The organism is Sinorhizobium sp. NG07B (assembly GCF_002532005.1).
Taxonomy (GTDB): Bacteria; Pseudomonadota; Alphaproteobacteria; order Rhizobiales; family Rhizobiaceae; genus Sinorhizobium; species Sinorhizobium fredii_C.
The window spans coordinates 19,689-37,629 of record NZ_NWTD01000003.1 but is presented as its reverse complement, the minus strand read 5'-3'; the positions used below and the strand labels follow the sequence as shown (position 1 = coordinate 37,629).

Annotated in this window: 17 protein-coding genes and 1 pseudogene; 7 read left to right on the top strand and 11 right to left on the bottom strand. The window is 62.2% G+C overall.

Annotation, left to right across the window (positions count from 1 at the left end; translation table 11 throughout):
* Positions 1 to 33 precede the first annotated feature (33 nt).
* From CO664_RS10185 to CO664_RS10165, 5 genes are all read right to left on the bottom strand, one after another.
* Positions 34 to 1,578, bottom strand: a complete 1,545-nt coding sequence (locus CO664_RS10185; RefSeq protein WP_097538666.1) for an MFS transporter — start codon at positions 1,576 to 1,578, stop codon at positions 34 to 36.
* 48 nt (positions 1,579 to 1,626) lie between these two features.
* Positions 1,627 to 2,430 carry an SDR family oxidoreductase gene (locus tag CO664_RS10180; RefSeq protein WP_097538665.1) on the bottom strand — a complete coding sequence of 268 codons (804 nt, stop codon included), beginning with the start codon at positions 2,428 to 2,430 and terminating at the stop codon, positions 1,627 to 1,629.
* Positions 2,431 to 2,543: 113 nt separating this feature from the next.
* Positions 2,544 to 2,732 (bottom strand): hypothetical protein, encoded by a 189-nt coding sequence (locus tag CO664_RS10175; protein WP_097538664.1) that lies wholly within the window; start codon positions 2,730 to 2,732, stop codon positions 2,544 to 2,546.
* A 33-nt stretch (positions 2,733 to 2,765) separates the two neighbouring features.
* Positions 2,766 to 4,526, bottom strand: coding sequence for a cytochrome c biogenesis protein DipZ (locus tag CO664_RS10170; RefSeq protein WP_097538663.1), 1,761 nt, complete (start codon positions 4,524 to 4,526; stop codon positions 2,766 to 2,768).
* A 171-nt stretch (positions 4,527 to 4,697) separates the two neighbouring features.
* The gene (locus CO664_RS10165; RefSeq protein WP_037416233.1) at positions 4,698 to 5,372 is read right to left on the bottom strand and encodes a type 1 glutamine amidotransferase domain-containing protein; all 675 of its coding nucleotides are present in this window, start codon (positions 5,370 to 5,372) and stop codon (positions 4,698 to 4,700) included.
* Between the two features lie 168 nt (positions 5,373 to 5,540).
* Between CO664_RS10165 and CO664_RS10160 the strand changes: the two genes are divergently transcribed.
* The 4 genes from CO664_RS10160 (at position 5,541) to CO664_RS10145 (ending at position 8,768) form a co-directional block, all read left to right on the top strand.
* Positions 5,541 to 6,473 (top strand): LysR family transcriptional regulator, encoded by a 933-nt coding sequence (locus CO664_RS10160; protein WP_097539161.1) that lies wholly within the window; start codon positions 5,541 to 5,543, stop codon positions 6,471 to 6,473.
* Between the two features lie 142 nt (positions 6,474 to 6,615).
* The gene (locus tag CO664_RS10155) at positions 6,616 to 7,329 is read left to right on the top strand and encodes an SDR family oxidoreductase (protein ID WP_037416230.1); all 714 of its coding nucleotides are present in this window, start codon (positions 6,616 to 6,618) and stop codon (positions 7,327 to 7,329) included.
* 75 nt (positions 7,330 to 7,404) lie between these two features.
* Complete coding sequence (locus CO664_RS10150; protein ID WP_037416227.1) at positions 7,405 to 7,641, top strand: 4-oxalocrotonate tautomerase family protein; 237 nt, start codon at positions 7,405 to 7,407, stop codon at positions 7,639 to 7,641.
* Positions 7,642 to 7,766: 125 nt separating this feature from the next.
* A complete protein-coding gene (locus tag CO664_RS10145; RefSeq protein ID WP_097538662.1) occupies positions 7,767 to 8,768 on the top strand; it encodes a DMT family transporter in 1,002 nt (333 codons plus the stop codon).
* Positions 8,769 to 8,784: 16 nt separating this feature from the next.
* Here the strand turns inward: CO664_RS10145 and CO664_RS30675 are convergent, their stop codons facing one another.
* Positions 8,785 to 9,237: a hypothetical protein gene (locus CO664_RS30675; RefSeq protein ID WP_176536547.1), complete on the bottom strand. Its 453-nt coding sequence runs from the start codon at positions 9,235 to 9,237 to the stop codon at positions 8,785 to 8,787.
* Here CO664_RS30675 and CO664_RS10140 point away from each other — a divergent pair.
* Both CO664_RS10140 and CO664_RS10135 read left to right on the top strand, forming a co-directional pair.
* A pseudogene (locus CO664_RS10140) lies at positions 9,136 to 9,537 on the top strand (cupin domain-containing protein); the annotation flags it as partial. The gene CO664_RS30675 and the pseudogene CO664_RS10140 overlap by 102 nt on opposite strands.
* 37 nt (positions 9,538 to 9,574) lie before the next feature.
* Positions 9,575 to 10,030 (top strand): carboxymuconolactone decarboxylase family protein, encoded by a 456-nt coding sequence (locus tag CO664_RS10135; RefSeq protein ID WP_097524391.1) that lies wholly within the window; start codon positions 9,575 to 9,577, stop codon positions 10,028 to 10,030.
* A gap of 118 nt (positions 10,031 to 10,148) precedes the next feature.
* Here CO664_RS10135 and greA read toward each other — a convergent pair whose 3' ends face one another.
* A complete protein-coding gene (gene greA, locus CO664_RS10130; protein WP_097538661.1) occupies positions 10,149 to 10,631 on the bottom strand; it encodes a transcription elongation factor GreA in 483 nt (160 codons plus the stop codon).
* Between the two features lie 457 nt (positions 10,632 to 11,088).
* Between greA and CO664_RS30670 the strand changes: the two genes are divergently transcribed.
* Positions 11,089 to 11,598 carry a hypothetical protein gene (locus CO664_RS30670; protein ID WP_176536549.1) on the top strand — a complete coding sequence of 170 codons (510 nt, stop codon included), beginning with the start codon at positions 11,089 to 11,091 and terminating at the stop codon, positions 11,596 to 11,598.
* A gap of 326 nt (positions 11,599 to 11,924) precedes the next feature.
* On the opposite strand, the gene CO664_RS10115 is transcribed toward CO664_RS30670, so the two are convergent.
* The 4 genes from CO664_RS10115 to doeB all read right to left on the bottom strand — a co-directional run bounded on the left by CO664_RS10115 (position 11,925) and on the right by doeB (position 17,941).
* Positions 11,925 to 12,455: an Rrf2 family transcriptional regulator gene (locus tag CO664_RS10115; RefSeq protein ID WP_037416213.1), complete on the bottom strand. Its 531-nt coding sequence runs from the start codon at positions 12,453 to 12,455 to the stop codon at positions 11,925 to 11,927.
* Between the two features lie 197 nt (positions 12,456 to 12,652).
* Positions 12,653 to 13,054 (bottom strand): hypothetical protein, encoded by a 402-nt coding sequence (locus tag CO664_RS10110; protein WP_097538660.1) that lies wholly within the window; start codon positions 13,052 to 13,054, stop codon positions 12,653 to 12,655.
* Between the two features lie 107 nt (positions 13,055 to 13,161).
* Positions 13,162 to 16,503, bottom strand: coding sequence for a M10 family metallopeptidase C-terminal domain-containing protein (locus tag CO664_RS10105; RefSeq protein ID WP_097538659.1), 3,342 nt, complete (start codon positions 16,501 to 16,503; stop codon positions 13,162 to 13,164).
* A 433-nt stretch (positions 16,504 to 16,936) separates the two neighbouring features.
* Positions 16,937 to 17,941 (bottom strand): N(2)-acetyl-L-2,4-diaminobutanoate deacetylase DoeB, encoded by a 1,005-nt coding sequence (gene doeB / locus CO664_RS10100; RefSeq protein WP_097538658.1) that lies wholly within the window; start codon positions 17,939 to 17,941, stop codon positions 16,937 to 16,939.

Here is a 17,941-nt window from a genome sequence, read left to right as displayed (position 1 = left end):
ATTACGATATTTCCGCTGGATACAAACTGCCACTCAGTCTCGAGCGGCTTCCCGCTGAGAAATCCTGACCGGACGCAGCAATGCCGGCGAACGGCCGATAGCCACAACTGCGACTAGGCCGAGCACCAACATGAGCCCAATAACGACAAAGCCGTCGCCGAATGCGAGCGCCCAGGCCTGCCGCCGAACCGCCGAGCCAATCTCCACTACAGCCCTCACCGTGGCGCCGGCGTCACTCGCAACCTGCCCCGCAACAGCGCCGGCGAGGCCGTAAATCCGCTCGGCCTCGGCGAGTGCGTCCGAATGGTACTTCTGACGCTCAGCAACGAAGCTGGAGAGAACCCCGACGCCGAGCGTCGTTCCCGCCAGATTGCTGATATTGAATGTCAGCGACGCTGTCGGAAGGTCCGCGGGCTTCAAACTGCCGGTGCCGACGATCATGGCGGGCGTCAACAGCAACAATTGACCGGCCGAATATAGGGCAAGCCCATAGCGGAAATGTTCTCCCGCGGGCGTCGTGGTTTCGCTGCCCATGAGCATGGTTCCCAACACCAGGAGGACAACGCCGGTTCCCATCGCGATGCGCAGATCACAGAGATGCAGGAACCACCATACCAGCGGGAGAGCGAGCAATTGGGCAGCCGCGGCCCAAAGCATGAGCTCCGAGATATCGAGCGGCGCGTGGCCTTCTACGGTCGCGAGCAATTGCGGCACTAGATACGAGCTTACGGCGAAACCGGCGCGTAGCAGGAAATTCAACCCAATCGGAAGGCCAAACCTCCGTGTGAGGAGGATCCGGGGCGCCACGAGCGGCAGCGCTGACAAGCGTGACACGATAATGAAGCCCGCCCACGCGGCAGCGGACAAGCCGGCGCCCCAGACGATCATCTCGCTCGCAAACCAGAAGCGGCGCGCTCCTTGGTTGAGGACGAGCATCAGGCTCGCAAGGGCGAGCGACAACAGGACGATGGACGTCCAATCGCCCTTGAGCGCCGACCAGTTCAGGGCCTTGTGCGGAACCCAAAAGCGGGCGGCAAGAGCCAGAGCCGCGCCGATCGCTGCCTGAACGGCGAAAAGCGCGCGCCAGCCGAAACTGTCGGAGGCATAACCGGCAATGGCGGCCCCTGCGGTCCCGGAAAAGAGGAGGGCAAATGCGAGTATGACCACCGTATAGGCGAGACGCGGTCCGCCGGCCACCATGAAGACGGCGACGAACGCCGCCGGGCCGAACCCGCCGGCGGCAAAGCCTTGCAGTGAACGGGATGCAATCATGACGCCAAGGTCGCTCGTCATGGCACCGGCGAGCGCCGCGGCCGCAAACAAGATGGAGCTTGCGACCAAGTAGCGCCCTATGCTCAGGACTCCGATTAACAGGCCCGAGGTGACTATGCCGACGCAACTTCCCATCGTATAGGCGGTCAGTATCCAGGAGCCCTCGTCCGCGCTGGACAAGAGCCCGTTCTGGATGTCGGCGATGTTTGCCGAGGCAAATTGGGCCGACAGGTTCACCAGGAAGGCGCCGGCAAGCCCGGTCGCGAGGAACAGCAGATTTTCACGTGTCAGAGTGGGCGTGCTCATTTGAACCATCCTCGGCGGTAAAATTGTTGCCGGTGTTGGCGATTTGCTTCAGCCGGCCGCATTGAGGTAGCGAGCCGCCGGCGCCCGGAGGGAAAGGTTCGGCATGAGTTTCTGCCGCGCCGCCTCATAGAGTTCCCAATCGGCAACGTTCGGTAGCGCCGGAATGGTGACGTGTTCGCCGAGATCGAAGCCGGCGAGAGCGGCATCCACCATCGCTTCGGCGGGCATGACGATCTCGCTCGGGACATGTTCCAGAGGAGTCCCCGCAGTGCCCCAGAAGTCGGTGGCCGTCGCACCCGGGAGGACCGCTTGAACGCGGATGTTCTTCTCGGAAAGTTCCTTTTGAAGCGATTGGGTAAAGGCGAGCACAAAGGCCTTGCTGCCTCCGTAGACGCCGTTCAGCAGCTCCGGCGCGATGCCGACGATCGAAGCGATGTTGATGATCGCACCCGTACCACGGGCGACAAAGCGGGGAACCGCCGCATAGGTCAGCCGCGTCAGAGCGTTGACGTTCAGCATGATCATCTCCTCCATCTTGTCGATATCGGAATCGAGCAGTGGGGCAGTCGCACCGACGCCTGCATTATTGACCAGCAAGGTAATGCTGGCATCCGTCTGAAGTACCTGCTCGAGGCGGCCGAGATCGTGCTTGTTGCCTAGATCTGCCGCAACAACCTCGATGGCACGGCCGGTCTCATCGGTCAGGCGCTTCGCGAGATCGTTGAGCCGGGACTGGTTGCGGGCGACGAGGATCAGGTCATATCCCCTGCGCGCCAAGCGATCGGCATAGATCGCTCCGATGCCGGAGGACGCGCCGGTAATCAAAGCGGTACCTTTCGAGTGCTGGGTCATGCGAGGCTCCATTGATTTAAGATTGGAGCCTCGATGGTAGGGCGAAAGCGCCATGTCTCAAATGTCGTATTTCCGTCGATTTAGGACATGATCGTTGGGATCGGCGGGTACCCTCATTTAAACGCGCCATTCAGCGCAACCGGAGTGTCGCGGCTTGACTTCGCCTGCATCGGGCCTTGCTCAGACGACGTTGCCCCGCCGACGAGCGCCGCGATCGCCGATGCCTCTCGTAGATCGGTATCCCATGCACAGGGCGCAGCCGCGAGTGCCATGATGCCAACGACCAGGACAAAAACACGCACTTGAACTCTCCTCTCTGACGACGAGTCGAACGCTCATCCGAATGTAAAAACAAAGACTTCGACGCCGGGATCAAGGAAGCGGATCTCGAATGTCCGCTCACGCACTTCTCCTGACTGGCGCACGAGCTGATAGAGGCGCGTCTCACGCACCGTTCCGTTGCCCTCCGGGTCGATGTCCGAACCGTGATCCGCCCCCGGTGCAGTTCCGTCAACGAGCACCTGGAAGCGCACCTTCCTGCCGTTCACCCCTGGGCCGAGGACGAGGTGTAGGTCGCGCGCGCTGAACCTATAGGTGACCGCTCCTCCGGCGCGATTGAGGCTCGCCTGCTCGGCGCCGACGGTCCAGTTGCCGGCAAGGCCCCACTGATTGAGGCGCGGCTTGCCGATCGTATAGTCGCGTGGCTCATCGGCCGCGACGCCCTCGTACGACGCGAAGTTCGCAGCACGGCGGTAGCCGACATAGTCTTCGCCGGACTGGAGATTGGCGAAATCGGGGGCGGCTTCGGCGCCCTTTCCCTCGGGCTTCACAAGAGTTCCTTCACCAGCGCGGCTACCCGCCGCCTCCGCCAGCAGGTCCTGGATGACGCGTTCCGACTGTGCGTAGTCACCCTCGCCGAAGTGGTGGTGCCTGACCCTTCCCTCGGCATCGATGAAGTAATGCGCGGGCCAGTAGCTGTTGGCGAAGGCGCGCCAGATCGCGAAGTCGTTGTCGACCGCGACAGGATAACCGATGTTAAAATCGCTGACTGCCCGCTTGACGTTGTCGATGCGCCGCTCGAAGGCGAATTCGGGCGCATGCACGCCGATGACCACCAGGCCCTGATCCCGGTACTTCTCCGCCCAGGCGCGAACATAGGGGATTGTCCGAATGCAGTTGATGCAGGAGTAGGTCCAGAAATCGACGAGCACCACCTTGCCGCGAAGCTCCTCCACCGTCAGCGGCTTGGAATTCAACCACTCCACGGCGCCGTCCAGGGGTGGAAAAATGCCCTCCACCGGCAGATTGCTTCGATAGTGCCGGACCTGACCGTTCGCGGCCGGTGCGGCACGATAGCTGGCCGCCGTTTTAGGAAGTTCGCCGTGCAGGCGATCGAGGAGCGATTGCTCGATGCTCGTGGTGCCCGCAAAGGAGAGGCGCGCCAAGAGCCCCGTATCCAGGCCGAGCGCAATTGCCGCGACGCCCGCCAGCACGGCGATGCCGAGGCCGTGCCGGAGACGCTCGCCGAAACCGAGCGACCGCTTCATGGCCGCAAACACCCTTCCACCGGCGAGCAGGGCCAGCGCCAGCGAGGTGGCCGCGCCGGCGGCATAGGCCGCCAGCAAAAGCGTCGTGCCCACATTGGCGCCATGGAGGGCAGCGCCGGTCAGCACCAGCCCGAGGACCGGACCGGCGCAGGGCGCCCAGAGAAGTCCGGTCGCGACACCAAGGAGCAACGATGCTCCGACACTCGCCTTCTGTCCGGCTGCCCGATGTGAGAGGCGGTTGCCGATGGCGACCAGTGGGCGGGTGACTACGGCCCCAACCTGCGGCGAGAGCAGCATGACGCCGAAAACCGCAAGCACTGCAATTGCCGCATATCGGCCGGCCTCATTCGCCTGGACCACCCAGTCACCGCCGATGGCGGCCAGCGTCGCGACCCCCGCAAATGTCACGACCTTGCCGATGAGCATCGGGAGAATGCTCGTCGCGAATGGCCGACCGGCTCGTGAAAACACGAAAGGCAACACCGGAAGAATGCAGGGGCTGACAATGGTCAGCACACCTGCGAGATAGGAAATCGTGAAAAGGATCATCGTCGTCCCTCTGCGAGAAGACCAACGCCTTTTTTGGCGCGGGCCGCGTTGTCACGCGCTGCAGAGGATCAGCGTGAAGTATCCGGCTTGTGTCTTCTCGCTAACGGATCTGTATCAAAGTGCATGAGGCCCTTGGAGCCCTTATGGAAAGCCGGCGAGCGAGCCGCTCCGTTATTGAAGTAGCTTCAGCAGTTCCTTCGCCGCCGAGGTGGACGAAGACGGGTTCTGTCCGGTTATCAACCGACCGTCGACGACCGTGAAATCGGCCCAATCGGCAGCCTTTTCAAAGCGGCCGCCGAGACGCTTCAGTTCGTCTTCGACGAGGAACGGCACAACCTCGGTCAGTTGCACCGCCTCCTCCTCGGAATTGGTGAAGCCGGTGACGCGCTTTCCCTTGACGATGGGCTCTCCCTGATAGGTGACCTGTCGCAGGACTGCCGGGCCGTGGCAGACGGCCGCGACCGGCTTGCCGGCATGGTAGAAATTCTCGATCAGGGCAATCGAGTTCCTGTCGTCGGCAAGGTCCCACAACGGGCCGTGACCTCCCGGATAGAAGATCGCGTCGAAGCCGTCCGCACTCATGTCGGAAAGCTTGGAGGTATGCGCCAGTGCCCTCTGGCCCGCGAGGTCCGTCTTAAAGCGCTTCATCGCTTCGGTCTGGTTGCCCGGCTCGTCGCTCTTCGGGTCGATCGGCGGTTGACCACCCTTCGGTGACGCAAGCGTGACCTCCGCTCCGGCATCCGTGAATGCGTAATAGGGCGCTGCGAACTCCTCGAGCCAGAAGCCCGTCGGCTTGCCGGTGTCCCCGAGTTGGTCATGCGAGGTCAGAACCATCAGAATTTTCATCGCCATGCTCCTTCTGTTGAGGCGTGTCCAAACGCGGGTGCGCCGAGGCATGTGGGGCCTGCGCCCGATCATCCGCCGCTTCGGCTCGGCGCGATTATTTACCTGGTGCCGTTTTCGGGTGAATACTCGTTTTCTGGCAGTCACTATCCCGAAGAACGGCAGAAAAACATGGACCGTATCGATGCAATGAAAGTGTTCGTAACGGCGATAGACGAAGGCAGTCTCGCCGGTGCCGCCCGGCGGCTGAAGCGCTCGCCGACTGCGGTCAGTCGGGCGCTGAGTTTACTTGAGGCGCATGTCGGCGTCGAGCTATTGCACCGGACCACCCGTACGCTGAAACTCAGCGAAGCCGGCCAGCGCTATGCCGTGGCCTGTCGGCGGGTGCTGGTCGACCTCGAGGAGGCCGACATGCTTGCCGGCGGTGAGCGCGCGGCTCCACGCGGGAAATTGACGATTTCAGCGCCGCCGATTCTCGGGGAAGAACTGCTTCGGCCCGTACTCGACGATTTCCTCGATCTCTATCCGGCCGTTTCGGCCCAACTCCTCCTGCTCGATCGCTTCGCCAACCTGGTCGATGAAGGCATCGACCTTGCTCTGCGCATCGGGCAATTGGCGGACTCATCCCTCATCTCCACCCGGCTTGGTGGCGACGTGAGACGTGTCGTCGTCGCCTCCCCTCGCTATCTTGCCAATCACCCGCGTATCGACGAACCAGCCGATCTCGCAAAGCATCAGATCGTCGCCTTCACCAATTTTGGTCTGGACTCCTGGAGCTTTACCCCGGCGCAGGGGTCGTCTATCCCAAGAACGGTTCAATTCTCGCCGCGATGCACCGTCAACAGCGTACGCGCTGCGACCGCTTCTGCAGTTGCGGGCCACGGCGTCACCAGGCTCTATTCCTATCATGTCGCCGAATATGTGCGGGACGGTCGCCTGAAGATCGTACTGCCCGATGCCGAGCACCCGCCCCTGCCGGCGCATCTGCTCTCACCGCCTGGGCGCATGTCGGTCCCGAAGGTCCGCGCCTTCGTCGACTTCGCCGCGCCACGCCTGCGCGCCGAATTTCTGCGCCTGGCGACGGAGGCCGGTATACTCGGTTGATCATGCCGATCTTCGGTTGAGTGTCTGCCAATCTCCGGCAATTCTCCCGCAGAGTGAATGGCTCTACTTTCGACTGCACCAACGCCAAGGGCTGAGGGCGGACGCAGCAAGCGGCCGCTGCAATCGAAAAGGGACCACTGCCATGAGCACTGAACAGAAGGTCGTCATCGTCACCGGCGCGTCGCAGGGAATCGGCGCCGGATTGGTTCGCGCCTATCGCGACCGGAATTACCGCATCGTCGCCACGTCCCGGTCGGTCAAGCCGAGCGCGGACCTGAACATGCACACGGTGCCCGGCGATATCAGCGAGCCGGAGACCGCAGAGCGGGTCGTGCGGGAAGCGCTCGAGCGCTTTGGCCGCATCGATTCGCTCGTCAACAATGCCGGTGTTTTCCTTGCCAAGCCTTTCGTCGAAATGACACAGGAAGACTACGAGCACAATATCGGCGTTAATGTCGCTGGCTTCTTCCACATCACCCAGCGCGCCGCCGCGCAGATGCTGAAGCAGGGCTCGGGCCATATAGTCAGCATCACCACGAGCCTCGTTGATCAACCGATCGTCGGCGTCCCCTCTGCACTCGCCTCGCTGACCAAGGGCGGTCTGAACGCAGTGACCCGGTCGCTCGCGATGGAGTTCTCGAAAAGCGGCATTCGTGTCAACGCGGTCTCCCCGGGGATCATCAAAACACCGATGCATCCGGTCGAGACGCACTCGGCTTTTGCCGGACTGCACCCAGTCGGTCGAATGGGTGACATTCGCGACATCGTCGATGCCGTCCTCTACCTGGAGACCGCCAGCTTCGTCACCGGCGAGATCCTACACGTCGACGGCGGCCAGAACGCCGGACGCTGGTAGCCAAACGAGTGCGCCGCGCCGCAGCGGCGCGGGCGCCTGAGACCCCCAGGCAATTTCTCGCAAAAGGAGGCTGCAATGCCCATCGTCACCGTACAGGTCACCCGAGAAGGAACCACACCCGACCGCAACTCGGTCACTTCTGAGGAAAAGGCCGCGATCATCAAAGGTGTCAGCGAGGTGCTCCTCAACGTCCTGAACAAGCCGCTTGAATCGACCTACGTCGTGATCGAGGAGGTCGATCTCGACAACTGGGGCTGGGGCGGCCTCCCGACGGAGCAGTACCGTCGAATACGCGCCACGGCACGATCCTGAAGCGATCAACTGTCAGGTCCCCGCCCGCAACGATCGTCGCTGAAACCATCTCCGCAACGGAGCGAACGAACAGCCGGCCGGACCTCGTCCTGCCGACAACGAAGCCATGGCTGGAAGGAAAAGAAATGGACAAGAGATTCTACATCGGCGTTTTCGCCGCACTCTTCGCGGCCTTTGCTTTTTCGCTCAATTTCGTCGTGCCATTCATCATCGGTGACTACTCCACCTTTGATTTTGCCCTTGTCCGCCACGTCGTTTCGGCCCTGGTCGGCCTTTGCATCCTGTTTTCGGCAAGAGGGGCGTTGCGGCATCTTACGCTTCGCAACTGGCTTTCGACGACCTGGCTCGCCCTCATCGGCTATGTCGGCTATTTCCTGACGGTGACCGGATCCGCCATCTTTGCCGGTCCGGTGATTGCTCCCGCCTTTCTCGGACTGGTCCCGATCGTTCTGGCAGTCATCGGCAACCAGCGGCAGAGATCCCTGCCCTGGCGATTCCTGATGATGCCGCTCATGCTGGTGCTGATCGGCCTTGTTCTCGTCAATGGCACGGTATTTACGGCCGAAGGATTGAGCTCCGTCCGCTCGCTGTGGATCGGCATTCCGCTGGCACTCGCGGCCGTGGCCCTGTGGGTCTGGTTCGCGATTGCCAACGAGGCTGCAATCGCCGCCCGACCCGACATGCCCGCAGCCGCGTGGTCGGCGCTCACACTGGTCGGCGGAGGCGTGTTGATGCTGGTCCTTTACCCGATCGGTGCAGCGATGGACCTCTTCCAGCTTCCCAAGCTCGGTTTTGGGTGGAACGCTGCCGGCTCGCTCTATCTTTGGGGCACATCCCTCGCGCTGCTGGCCACGGTCGGCGGAGTGTGGGCGTGGAATGTCGCCTCACGGAACTTGCCCGTCGCACTGACCGCGCAATTGATCGTGGCGGAAACCGCCTTCGGCGTCATTGGCGGACTCATCGTTCATGCGCGGTGGCCAACTGCAATGGAATGCGCCGGGGTCGCCATCCTGATCGCCGGGGTTGTCCTGTCGATCCGGGCTTTCCATGTAAAGGAGCGTCGATCGGGCAAACCTCCGTCGCATGACTCCTGCGTTTCACCGCGGGGCCTGCCCGCAGCGTCCTAATTAGAAACAGCTTGCCCTACGCTCGGGAACTATTGCGCCCGAGCGCGGCGGCCACGTCGCGGCCTTCGTGCCGCCAGCCATTGCCCTCAGCAATGTCTGTCGCCGGCGTTCCCGTACAAAGCCGCCCGCCGATTTCCCCGCGCGCCGCAGCGATGCACGCATTCTGCAGCGAATCATACGCGGGGACGTTCTGCAGCTCCCGTCTCCTGGGTGTTGACAATGCGTCTCCCAAAACCGGCCGCAATTTCCGTTGCCGATAAACTACGATCATATTAATCGTAGTTAACGCGACACACAAACGATCGTCGCGGAACTGGTCTTCCTTTTGGAGACAACGAGCTGAAACGCCATAAGGAGAAATGCCGACATGAATGCACGATCCATCATCGGCGCAGCCGGCGCCGCCCTCGCCATCGTCACTGCCATGCCCGTCGCAGCGCACGATCCCGGCGATGTGGTTACCCCCCATTTCGAGCGGGCCCTATCCAACATTCCCGGCAAGACGCTGACGGCGCTGATTGTCGACTATCCGCCGGGCGGTGTCTCGGCCGCGCACAGGCACGCAAAATCGTCTTTCATCTTCGCCTACGTCCTCTCGGGAGAAATCGAGTCGAAAGTTAATGACGGTCCGACGCAGACCTATCGCGCCGGCGAGAGCTGGCACGAGCCACCGGCGTCCGACCATTTCGTCAGCCGCAATGCGAGCAAGACCAAGCCCGCAAAACTACTCGCCGTATTCGTCGCCGATAGCGACGAAAGGGCCCTGACCCATCGAGTAGTGGAGCGACCTTTCAAGGAGCAAGCAAATGAGCAAGCGTCTCGACTACAACCAGATCGCACCGGCCGGCGTCAAAGCCTTGGGCAACGTCTACGGCTACGTCATGCAGAGCAGCCTTCCTGCGGTACTGGTCGATCTCGTCTATCTGCGTATCTCGCAGATCAACAACTGCGCCTACTGTCTCGACATGCACACCCGCGACCTTCTGAAGAAGGGGCAGACGATCGAGAAGATCGCACTGGTGCAGGCATGGCCGGAGGCCGGCAATCTCTTCGACGAGCGTGAGCGGGCCGCCCTCGCCTGGGCCGAAACCGTGACGCGCGTCGCCGAGACCGGCGTGCCGGACAAGGCCTACGAGGCCGCGCGTGCCTTCTTCGACGAGCGCGAACTCGTCGACCTGACGATCGCGATCGGCCTGATGAACAGCTACAACCGTATGGCGATCAGTTTCCGCAACACGCCACTGGCTGCGATCGATAAATAAGGTGGCAGTGCGATAGCGGGCGCGTGGGTCTCGCGCGTCCGCAAATTTTCCCGCGTTGGGTACGACCAGAATTCTCTGGAGCTGTTCTGAACCTGGAGCGCTACGCGAGGCCAACAGCCTAGGAGATGGCGATAATCTCGAGCTCCTGATCGCCCACACTCACGACATCTCCGACGGCCCTGCCCATCAGCATCCTTGCGACCGGCGATACGTAGGAAATCGATCCGGCCTTGGGGTCCGCTTCGTCCTCTCCCACGATGCGATATTTCTGCACCCGTCCATCGTCGCGGCTGAAAGTGACCGTGCTCCCGAAGGCGACGGTATCGGTTGAGGTCGGATCCGGGACAAGCTGAGCCGTGCGAAGTCTCTCGGCAAAGTAGCGCAGGTCCCGCAAGGGGCTTGCCGCGTGCCGGCGCCTTTCATTCACGTCTTCGATCGTGCTCGTGGCATCATGGGCCTCGCGAGCGAGCTGGAGCGACACCTCCAGCGCCTTCAGACCCGCTTCCGTGACAAGGTTCGGGTGAGGTGAAACTGGACAGTCGGGCAGCAATGTTTCCGACGCAGTTTCGGCACTTTCTTCCTTGGTGAAGGCAACACTCAATCTCAGTCTCCGTTTAGACGCGGGGCGCTGATGGCCCGTCCGCCCCGACGCCGCGCGAGCCGATACTGCGCCGACCTGAAGTCAAACTCGGAACCTGCGTTCGGGGCGCCCGCGATCGTCGCTCCCTCGCCTGACAGAGCGACAGCCGAAGCGTGGCGCCTTCAATGATGGTATATAGAACATAGGGCCGGGGCTGAAGCGTCAAGTAATCATCATCACTCCCAATCGAGGAGGAGGTCGATGCTTGGCAAATTGCACCCGCTGCTTGAAGAGGCTCTGGAAGCGCATGGTGGGCACGCCCGTTGGCGCGCGTTCAGGGGGATCGCCTCGACCATACGGACCGGTGGAAAGCTATGGGAGCTGAAAGGCGCTCCTTTGATTCCCGTGCCGCGGCGGGCAACAAGCGAGTTCCGTCGCCAGTGGACTCGCGTTTCCCTTCGGCGAACCCGATTAGACGATGACCTGGACTCCCGAGCATGTGGAGATCACCGCCGGAGACGGCTCGATTATCGCCCATCGGGAGAACGGACGTGAGGCGTTCGATCGCAGCTTCAAGGGACAGTGGGACCCGCTGAACCTCGCCTACTTCAACGGCTACGCCATGTGGACGTATCACGCGGCGCCGTTCATTTTCGGCGAGCCCGGCTACGAAGCGCGCGACGTTGCCCCGATCGACAATGAAGGCGTGAAACTTCGCGGCGTCGCCGTGCGGTTCCCCGAGGGCGTTCACAGCCATACGCGGGAACAGCGCTTCTACTTCGATCCCCAAGGGCTGCTCCGCCGTCACGACTATACGGTCGATGTCTGGGCGGACACGCCGGCGGCGCATTTCATATCTGATTACGTTGACGTTGACGGGCTGAAATACCCGACCCGCCGCAGCGTGTTCACAATCAAGCCGGATGGCGCTCTCGACCGCGATTTCACCGCCGTCACGATCGAGCTGTCGGACTACGCGCTGTTCTGAGCTGCCGCGGTTACGGCTATGCGCGTCCGTGCGGACGCGACACTTGGAGGAAGATCGAGAGCGCGCGATGCGGGCGCCGTTCGCGATGCCTCCATCGATCACGCGATCCAGGATCACGAGCCTGACTTGGAAACTGTCGACCCGGTTCGCCCGAGACTCGTGAACCGGAGACGGTCGGCGTAACGGGCTAAGGATGCGCGGAACACTGCGAAGAGCGAGCTTCATGCGGTGGTGCGCGCTTCGGGCGGCCCGGGAGCACGAGCATTGGGACGGCTTGATGCGCAGAAGCTGTAACCGCGGGTTCGCTCCCTTGCCGCTAAAACCCATCAGGATGCCCGCGCACGGCGCCCACGCCTCGGAGTACGTGCGGCCAGCCATTCCTTTACGTGGCCGGCGTGTTCCTGGGGTGCCTTCGCCTCTACCCGGCCCTTGATGCTCGCCAGCGTATGCGCCGCCAGCGCCTCTCTTGTCCGCTTCTCGGCCTCGATCATGACCGCGTGGATGGCGCAGACGCCATCCACCGCCCAAGCGGGGGTGCGGTCGCCGAAAAGCGCGCATTGAGCGCGTATCTCCCTGCATTCGAAGAGTGCCTTGCGTCCATCGACAGCTTCGACGACATCAAGCGCGGTGATTTCCGTCGCGGGGCGCGCCAGCGCAAAACCGCCGCCAATCCCCTCGCGTGCGACGACGATGCCGGCCTTTTGAAGCTTGGTGAAAAGCTTCGCCACGAAATCAGCAGGAACCTTCTGCAGCTCGGCAAGATCGCGCGCGCTTGCGGGCTGCCCCAACTCCTCCGCATCGGCGAGGAAAAGAAGACAGTGAAGAGCGTATTCAACGCCTGCGCTGACATGAGCCATGGAATACTCAAAACCCAGACTAATATTGTCGGAGATACCCCCGAAGGAGCGCCTTCGCAATCCCTGTTCCGTCTTCAGATTGACGAGACGTTTCCGAAAGCGGCCGGAACTATCGTTGCCCGACTACTCTCCGTGGCAGCAAATGGATCGCGCCCTGGCCGTTGAAAATGCCCAGTTCGCCTCTAACGTTTGGCCACTCAATACATAACCGTATTGAGCATGACGCTGATAGGCGCCCCCTTATTGAACTGTGCGCTGCCGCGCGCCAGCAGCCAGCCGTCCGCACGTTCCAGGCGCGCAACGATCCGCAGCGTTGATGAAGCCGTCGAGCTTGCGGGCGGGGACAAGGAAAAGGTGATCGTCTTCGTCCCGCCGTCGCTTCTGATGCGCGTCTGCGCGGCGCGGCGTCGCGCAGGGTCCTGAATGGCAGGGTCCTCGAGATAAATCTCAAGATGACCTTCCGGGATAGCAGCGCCGCTCTCGAAGGTGACTGTGCCGCGAATATCCGTCGGTTGCGCGGCGACGGGCACGGCGACCGCGGCGAAAGCCGCAGCTCCGACGGTCATCAACACTGTGCGGCGGCCGGTCGGGCGCTTCATCACACACTCTCTCCATGGTCGCCCCGCTTAGATCCGTGCGATAGCAACATTGCAGCGACGCTGGTCTTTTGGAAGGGGCGCCTGAAAGCGCCCCTCCCGCGGTCGAGTTAGACGATAACGAAGTCGTTCGCCGAAAGATTCAGATTTCTGCTCAATTGCGCATATTGAATGGCTGCGACCTCTCCGGCGCCATCGGCGTCATAGGACAGGATGCCGCTGTCGGTATCGTAGATGATGCGGTCGTCGGCGTCATGAGCGACGCCCGCCGCACTCCCGTGGAATGCGCCGAGCGCGAGAGCGCCGTCGCCACCCACGCTCTCGAAGACGAGGTTGTCCAGCAGGATCGTATCGTCGATCACCCTGAAGTCCCTGATCCAGTCGACATTGCCGTTCCCAAGCTCGGTTGAGAAGCGGAATGTATCCTCTCCCTCGCCGCCGGTGAGCGTGTCGGCCGCCAGACCTCCATCCAGCAGATCGCTGCCAGCGCCACCATCGAGCCTGTCGGATCCCGCAACGCCCGGCTGGGGCGGCGCAGGGGGGAATTCGACCGAAACGTTCAGTTCATAGGTCGAGCCTGCAGGCACGGCTTCCGCCCAGCCATCGCCCGGCGCCGTCGGCGACCAGCTGCCCTCCAGTATGTAATAGGTCCCCGTCTCCTGAGCGACGAATACCAGGCTTGAATCCCGGTTGCTTGCAGAGCCGGGGTCGCCGCCGCCATCATCGTTCTGAGCGACGATGTTGCCGGAGCTGTCGAGCAGCCTGACCCAGCTGTCATGGACATTCGGGTCGGCAATGCCGTCGATGTCGATCGTGATGACCGTACCGGCAGCCAGTTCGATCTTGTAGTATCCGCCCTGGCCGTTTCCGGTGGCGTTGACGGTCGTGTGAAGGACCGTCGTCGAATCGAAGATGTCGGGGTCGGCGGTCAGCGAGAAATTGTTGGAGATGTCGAAGGAGGCTGCGATCGAGTTGTTCGTCGCGTCCGGTCCGAGCGTCGCATAGCCAGTTCCGATGCCCGGGCGTGGCGGCGCGTCGCCCTGATAGGCGAAATCGCCGAGCAGCGTGTCATCGCCGTGGCCGCCGTCGATCCCGTCGTTGCCGCCCTGGCCGGTCAACACATTGGCTGCGTTGTCGCCGGCGAGGCGGTCGTTGAAGCCCGACCCCGCGAGATTTTCGATGGAGACATAGATATCTCCGCCGGACCTGCCACCCGTGAGGCTAAGCCGGACACCGCTCATTGCCTCGGCATAATCTGCGGTGTCGCTGCCGGCACCGCCGTTCAACCGGTCGGCGCCGCCGCCGCCGGTCAGCGTGTCGTCGCCTGTGCCGCCGGAGAGCTCGTTGGCGAACGCATTGCCGATCAGATGGTCATCGAAGGATGAACCGACGGCGTTCTCGAACCCCTCGAGGATATCGTGCCGGATCGCTGCGCCTCGGCCGACGATCTGCACCGGACCGTCACCGTCGCCGCCATTGGCCGTGCCGTTCTTGAGATCGATCGTCACACCGTCGGAGCTGCCGGCGTAGACCACCGTGTCGATACCCGAACCGCCGTCCAGATAGTCCTGTCCGGCGCCGCCGATGAGCGTGTCGTTGCCGCCTTCTCCATAGAGGATGTCGCCATCATTGCCGCCATCCAGGATGTCATTGCCGTCGCCACCGTTAAAATAGTCACCGCCGCCCTGACCCCAGAAGTGGTTTGCGGCGGCCGTGCCGATGAAGCGGTCGATGCGGTCGTCGGAACCGATCAGGTTTTCGATGCTGTAGAAAGTGTCACCCGAGGCGGTGCCGCCGCTGGCGACATTGGTGGCAAGGTTGACGAGCAGCTGGAAAGGGCTCTCCTTGCTGAAATCGACCGTGTCGACCCCCGCGCCGCCCCTGAATATATCGATGCCGTCCTGGCCGCTCAGCGTATCGTCGCCCTCGCCGCCGTCGAGAATGTCGTTGCCCTGGCCTCCAAGAATGGTGTCGTTGCCGCCGCCGCCGTAGAGCGTGTCGTTGCCGTCGTCGCTTTCGGTCTGGTCTTCGAGGTCCTCCACATCGATCGTGTTGTTGATGTCGCGGCTGGCAAGCGAGTCGCGGCCGCCGATGATCAGGTCGTCACCGCCCTGGCCGAAGATCGTGTCGTCGCCGGCGCCGCCGTCAAGAGTATCGTTTGCATTGGTGCCGAAGATGATGCTCGCCATCGTGCTGTCGCCGATGCTGGGCGGGGTCTCGCCGCCGCCCCCGCCGCGCTGGATCGTCGACTCGTCGGCATAGATGATGTTTTCGACGTGGGCGATTTTCCTGATCTTCAAGTGCCTGGACAGGAGAATGACCGTGTCGTTGCCGCCGTTCGCCTCCTCGCGAACGATGTCCTGCCATGAATCGACGAAATAGATGTCGTCGCCGCCATTGCCAGCCATGCGGTCGCCGCCGGCGCGACCGTCGAGCGTGTTGGCGCCGTCATTGCCGATCAGGATGTCCTTAAACCTGCTGCCGATGCCGTTCTCGACGTAATAGTCAGTTTGATCGGCGTTGTGTCCGGCGAAGATCGACACATTGTTGCTATGACCGTTGACGCTGGAGAACTGTCCGGCGCGCAGGTCGAGGATCGTGCCCGCCGTCGAGCCGGAGAAATCGATCGTGTCGGTCCCGCCGGTATCATGGATCGCAAAGCCGATGTCATGCTGCATGCCCGACGAGGTCAGCTGGTAACCATATTGCGTGCTGCCGAAGCCGTAGACATTGTCCCCGGTGTTGAGCTCGATCTGCTGATAGGTGCGCACGCCATTTTGGTCGACGGTCGAGAAAAAGCGACGAATGACGGCCTCGATGTCGGCGATCAGCGGCGTCGACGCCGACCAGCGGCTGGTTTCGCCGACATCGATCCCATCGAAATAGGACATGACGCTGTATTGCTGGCGGTCATAGGTCCAGGTCGCATTGTTCAGATAGTTGATCTGCACGCCGCCGGGACCGCTGTAATTGTAGAGCCCCGGATGGTTCAGGCCGAATTCATGGCCGAATTCATGAATGAAGGAATCGAAGACATAACCGCCGATATCGGTCTTGTTGGGTTCCGTGTCATGGAAACGCTGGCCGATGCTGACATAGCGATCGCTCGAATAGGCGCTGCCATCGTCCTCCTCGCCGAGTTCCGGGCTGACGACCTCCATCCAGTCCGTGGTGCTGTCGAACGGCGCGTCGTCGACGATCTCGAATTTCAAAGGGGTGACAGCCGCCCACATCTCCAAGGCGCCGATCGCGGCCGCCTTGTATTCCGGATGGTCGTTGAGCTCGAAAACGTTGATCCTCAGCGTTCCCGCCGCAATCTCCGGCGTCAGGCTGCGGGGCAATGCCCCAAGATAGTCGAGAAAAGACTCGTAATCCTCGCTTTTGCCATAAGGGTTGTCAGGCGTCTGATCGTTGACCCACCATTCGTCGCTCGTCTCACTTGGATTGGGCATCGTGAGGTTCCCTCTCTGACGATTATGCGCAGTTACGGCTGTACCGTTCTGCAGCTAGCCAATTTTCCATCACACGCGTGGCGTGCGCCTGCCTGCCAGCCCCGTCACCCGGCGCGAATAATGTTATTGCAGCCTTTGATTTGTCACCCCCATAAAGACGGGGGTAATGTCACATTAGAAGTTGCAGCCACAGCAAGCGTCCCGGAGCGGCAAACGAGCTGCGAAACCATTGCTCCGACCGACCAGCTCTGAGTCGCCGCCGGTTGCTTCAGTGTCGAGGAGGCGGGGAACCTCACCGGTGTAACGCTTCATCCTGGAATTTTGGGCTGTTCGGCTGGCTTGCCGAAATTCTCCCGGTAAGCGCGCGGCGTCAGGCCGAACCGGGTCGGTAGAAAGCGCAGGCTGGCTGACGCGCGGTCAGCGACAATCTCGTCTAAATCGCCACGGCCAATACGGCGCAGCAGTCGCCCGCCTTGATCAGTCCGGGAAAGTGGCGGGCGACCAGCATCCCGGCCATCTTCGCCTGAACTTCGATCGGCTCGGCGCCGGTGCGCGCAGTCGGATGGATCCGCGCGATGACTGAGCCGGATTCGACCGGCTCGCCGAGATCGACAAGGAACTCGACAAGGCCGCCATCTTCGGCAAAGGCGAAGCAATCGTCGCTCGGCATGTCCAGCCTCTGCGTCGGTTGGGCATCGATCTCGCCCTTGATGATGCCGGCGTGGCGCAGCACATTCATCGCGCCGCGTTTAGCGATAGCAGCACTTTTCGCCGTCGCCGAGCCGCCGCCACCGAGTTCCGTAGTGATGAAGATCTTGCCCATCTCCTCGGCCGCCGTGTCGTACATGCCGACCGCGTCGATCTCGAGCATCTTCATGGAAAACGGCGCGCCGAAGGCTTTGACGAAGTCGAAGGCGCTCGCTTCCTGCTCCTTGTCGGGAAGGATGTGAGCGGCGCAGAAGGGCAAAAAGTCGAGCGTCTTGCCCCCGGAATGGAAGTCGAGCACGATGTCTGCCAGCGGCAGAAGAGCGCGCTGGAAATAGTCGGCGATCTTCTCGGTCACCGTCCCGTCCGGCCGGCCCGGGAAACTGCGGTTCATATTGCCCCTGTCGATCGGCGAGGTCCGCGTCGCAGCCTGAAACGCGGGATAATTCATCGCCGGGACGATGATCACCCGGCCCTGAACTTCGGCGGCATCGAGCCTCCGCGCCAGATCCAAGAGCGCGATCGGGCCTTCATATTCGTCGCCGTGATTGCCGCCGGTGAAGAGGGCCGTCGGCCCTATCCCGTTCTTGATGACGGTGATCGGGATCATCACCGAGCCCCAGGCCGAATCGTCGCGGCTATAGGGCAGGCGCAGGAATCCGTGCTGGACGCCGTCGGCGTCGAAGTCGACCGTGGCGCTGATCGGCGACGGCCGCAAATGCTGCTCCCTCAT

Excerpts from the sequence above, each read along its gene's own strand:
- CO664_RS10185 (WP_097538666.1), bottom strand. The coding sequence starts at position 1,578 with ATGAGCACGCCCACTCTGACACGTGAAAATCTGCTGTTCCTCGCGACC.
- CO664_RS10180 (WP_097538665.1), bottom strand. The coding sequence starts at position 2,430 with ATGACCCAGCACTCGAAAGGTACCGCTTTGATTACCGGCGCGTCCTCC.
- CO664_RS10170 (WP_097538663.1), bottom strand. The coding sequence starts at position 4,526 with ATGATCCTTTTCACGATTTCCTATCTCGCAGGTGTGCTGACCATTGTC.
- CO664_RS10165 (WP_037416233.1), bottom strand. The coding sequence starts at position 5,372 with ATGAAAATTCTGATGGTTCTGACCTCGCATGACCAACTCGGGGACACC.
- CO664_RS10160 (WP_097539161.1), top strand. The coding sequence starts at position 5,541 with ATGGACCGTATCGATGCAATGAAAGTGTTCGTAACGGCGATAGACGAA.
- CO664_RS10155 (WP_037416230.1), top strand. The coding sequence starts at position 6,616 with ATGAGCACTGAACAGAAGGTCGTCATCGTCACCGGCGCGTCGCAGGGA.
- CO664_RS10150 (WP_037416227.1), top strand. The coding sequence starts at position 7,405 with ATGCCCATCGTCACCGTACAGGTCACCCGAGAAGGAACCACACCCGAC.
- CO664_RS10145 (WP_097538662.1), top strand. The coding sequence starts at position 7,767 with ATGGACAAGAGATTCTACATCGGCGTTTTCGCCGCACTCTTCGCGGCC.
- CO664_RS30675 (WP_176536547.1), bottom strand. The coding sequence starts at position 9,237 with ATGGGGGGTAACCACATCGCCGGGATCGTGCGCTGCGACGGGCATGGC.
- CO664_RS10135 (WP_097524391.1), top strand. The coding sequence starts at position 9,575 with ATGAGCAAGCGTCTCGACTACAACCAGATCGCACCGGCCGGCGTCAAA.
- CO664_RS30670 (WP_176536549.1), top strand. The coding sequence starts at position 11,089 with ATGACCTGGACTCCCGAGCATGTGGAGATCACCGCCGGAGACGGCTCG.
- CO664_RS10115 (WP_037416213.1), bottom strand. The coding sequence starts at position 12,455 with ATGGCTCATGTCAGCGCAGGCGTTGAATACGCTCTTCACTGTCTTCTT.
- CO664_RS10110 (WP_097538660.1), bottom strand. The coding sequence starts at position 13,054 with ATGAAGCGCCCGACCGGCCGCCGCACAGTGTTGATGACCGTCGGAGCT.
- CO664_RS10105 (WP_097538659.1), bottom strand. The coding sequence starts at position 16,503 with ATGCCCAATCCAAGTGAGACGAGCGACGAATGGTGGGTCAACGATCAG.
- doeB (WP_097538658.1), bottom strand. The coding sequence starts at position 17,941 with ATGAGGGAGCAGCATTTGCGGCCGTCGCCGATCAGCGCCACGGTCGAC.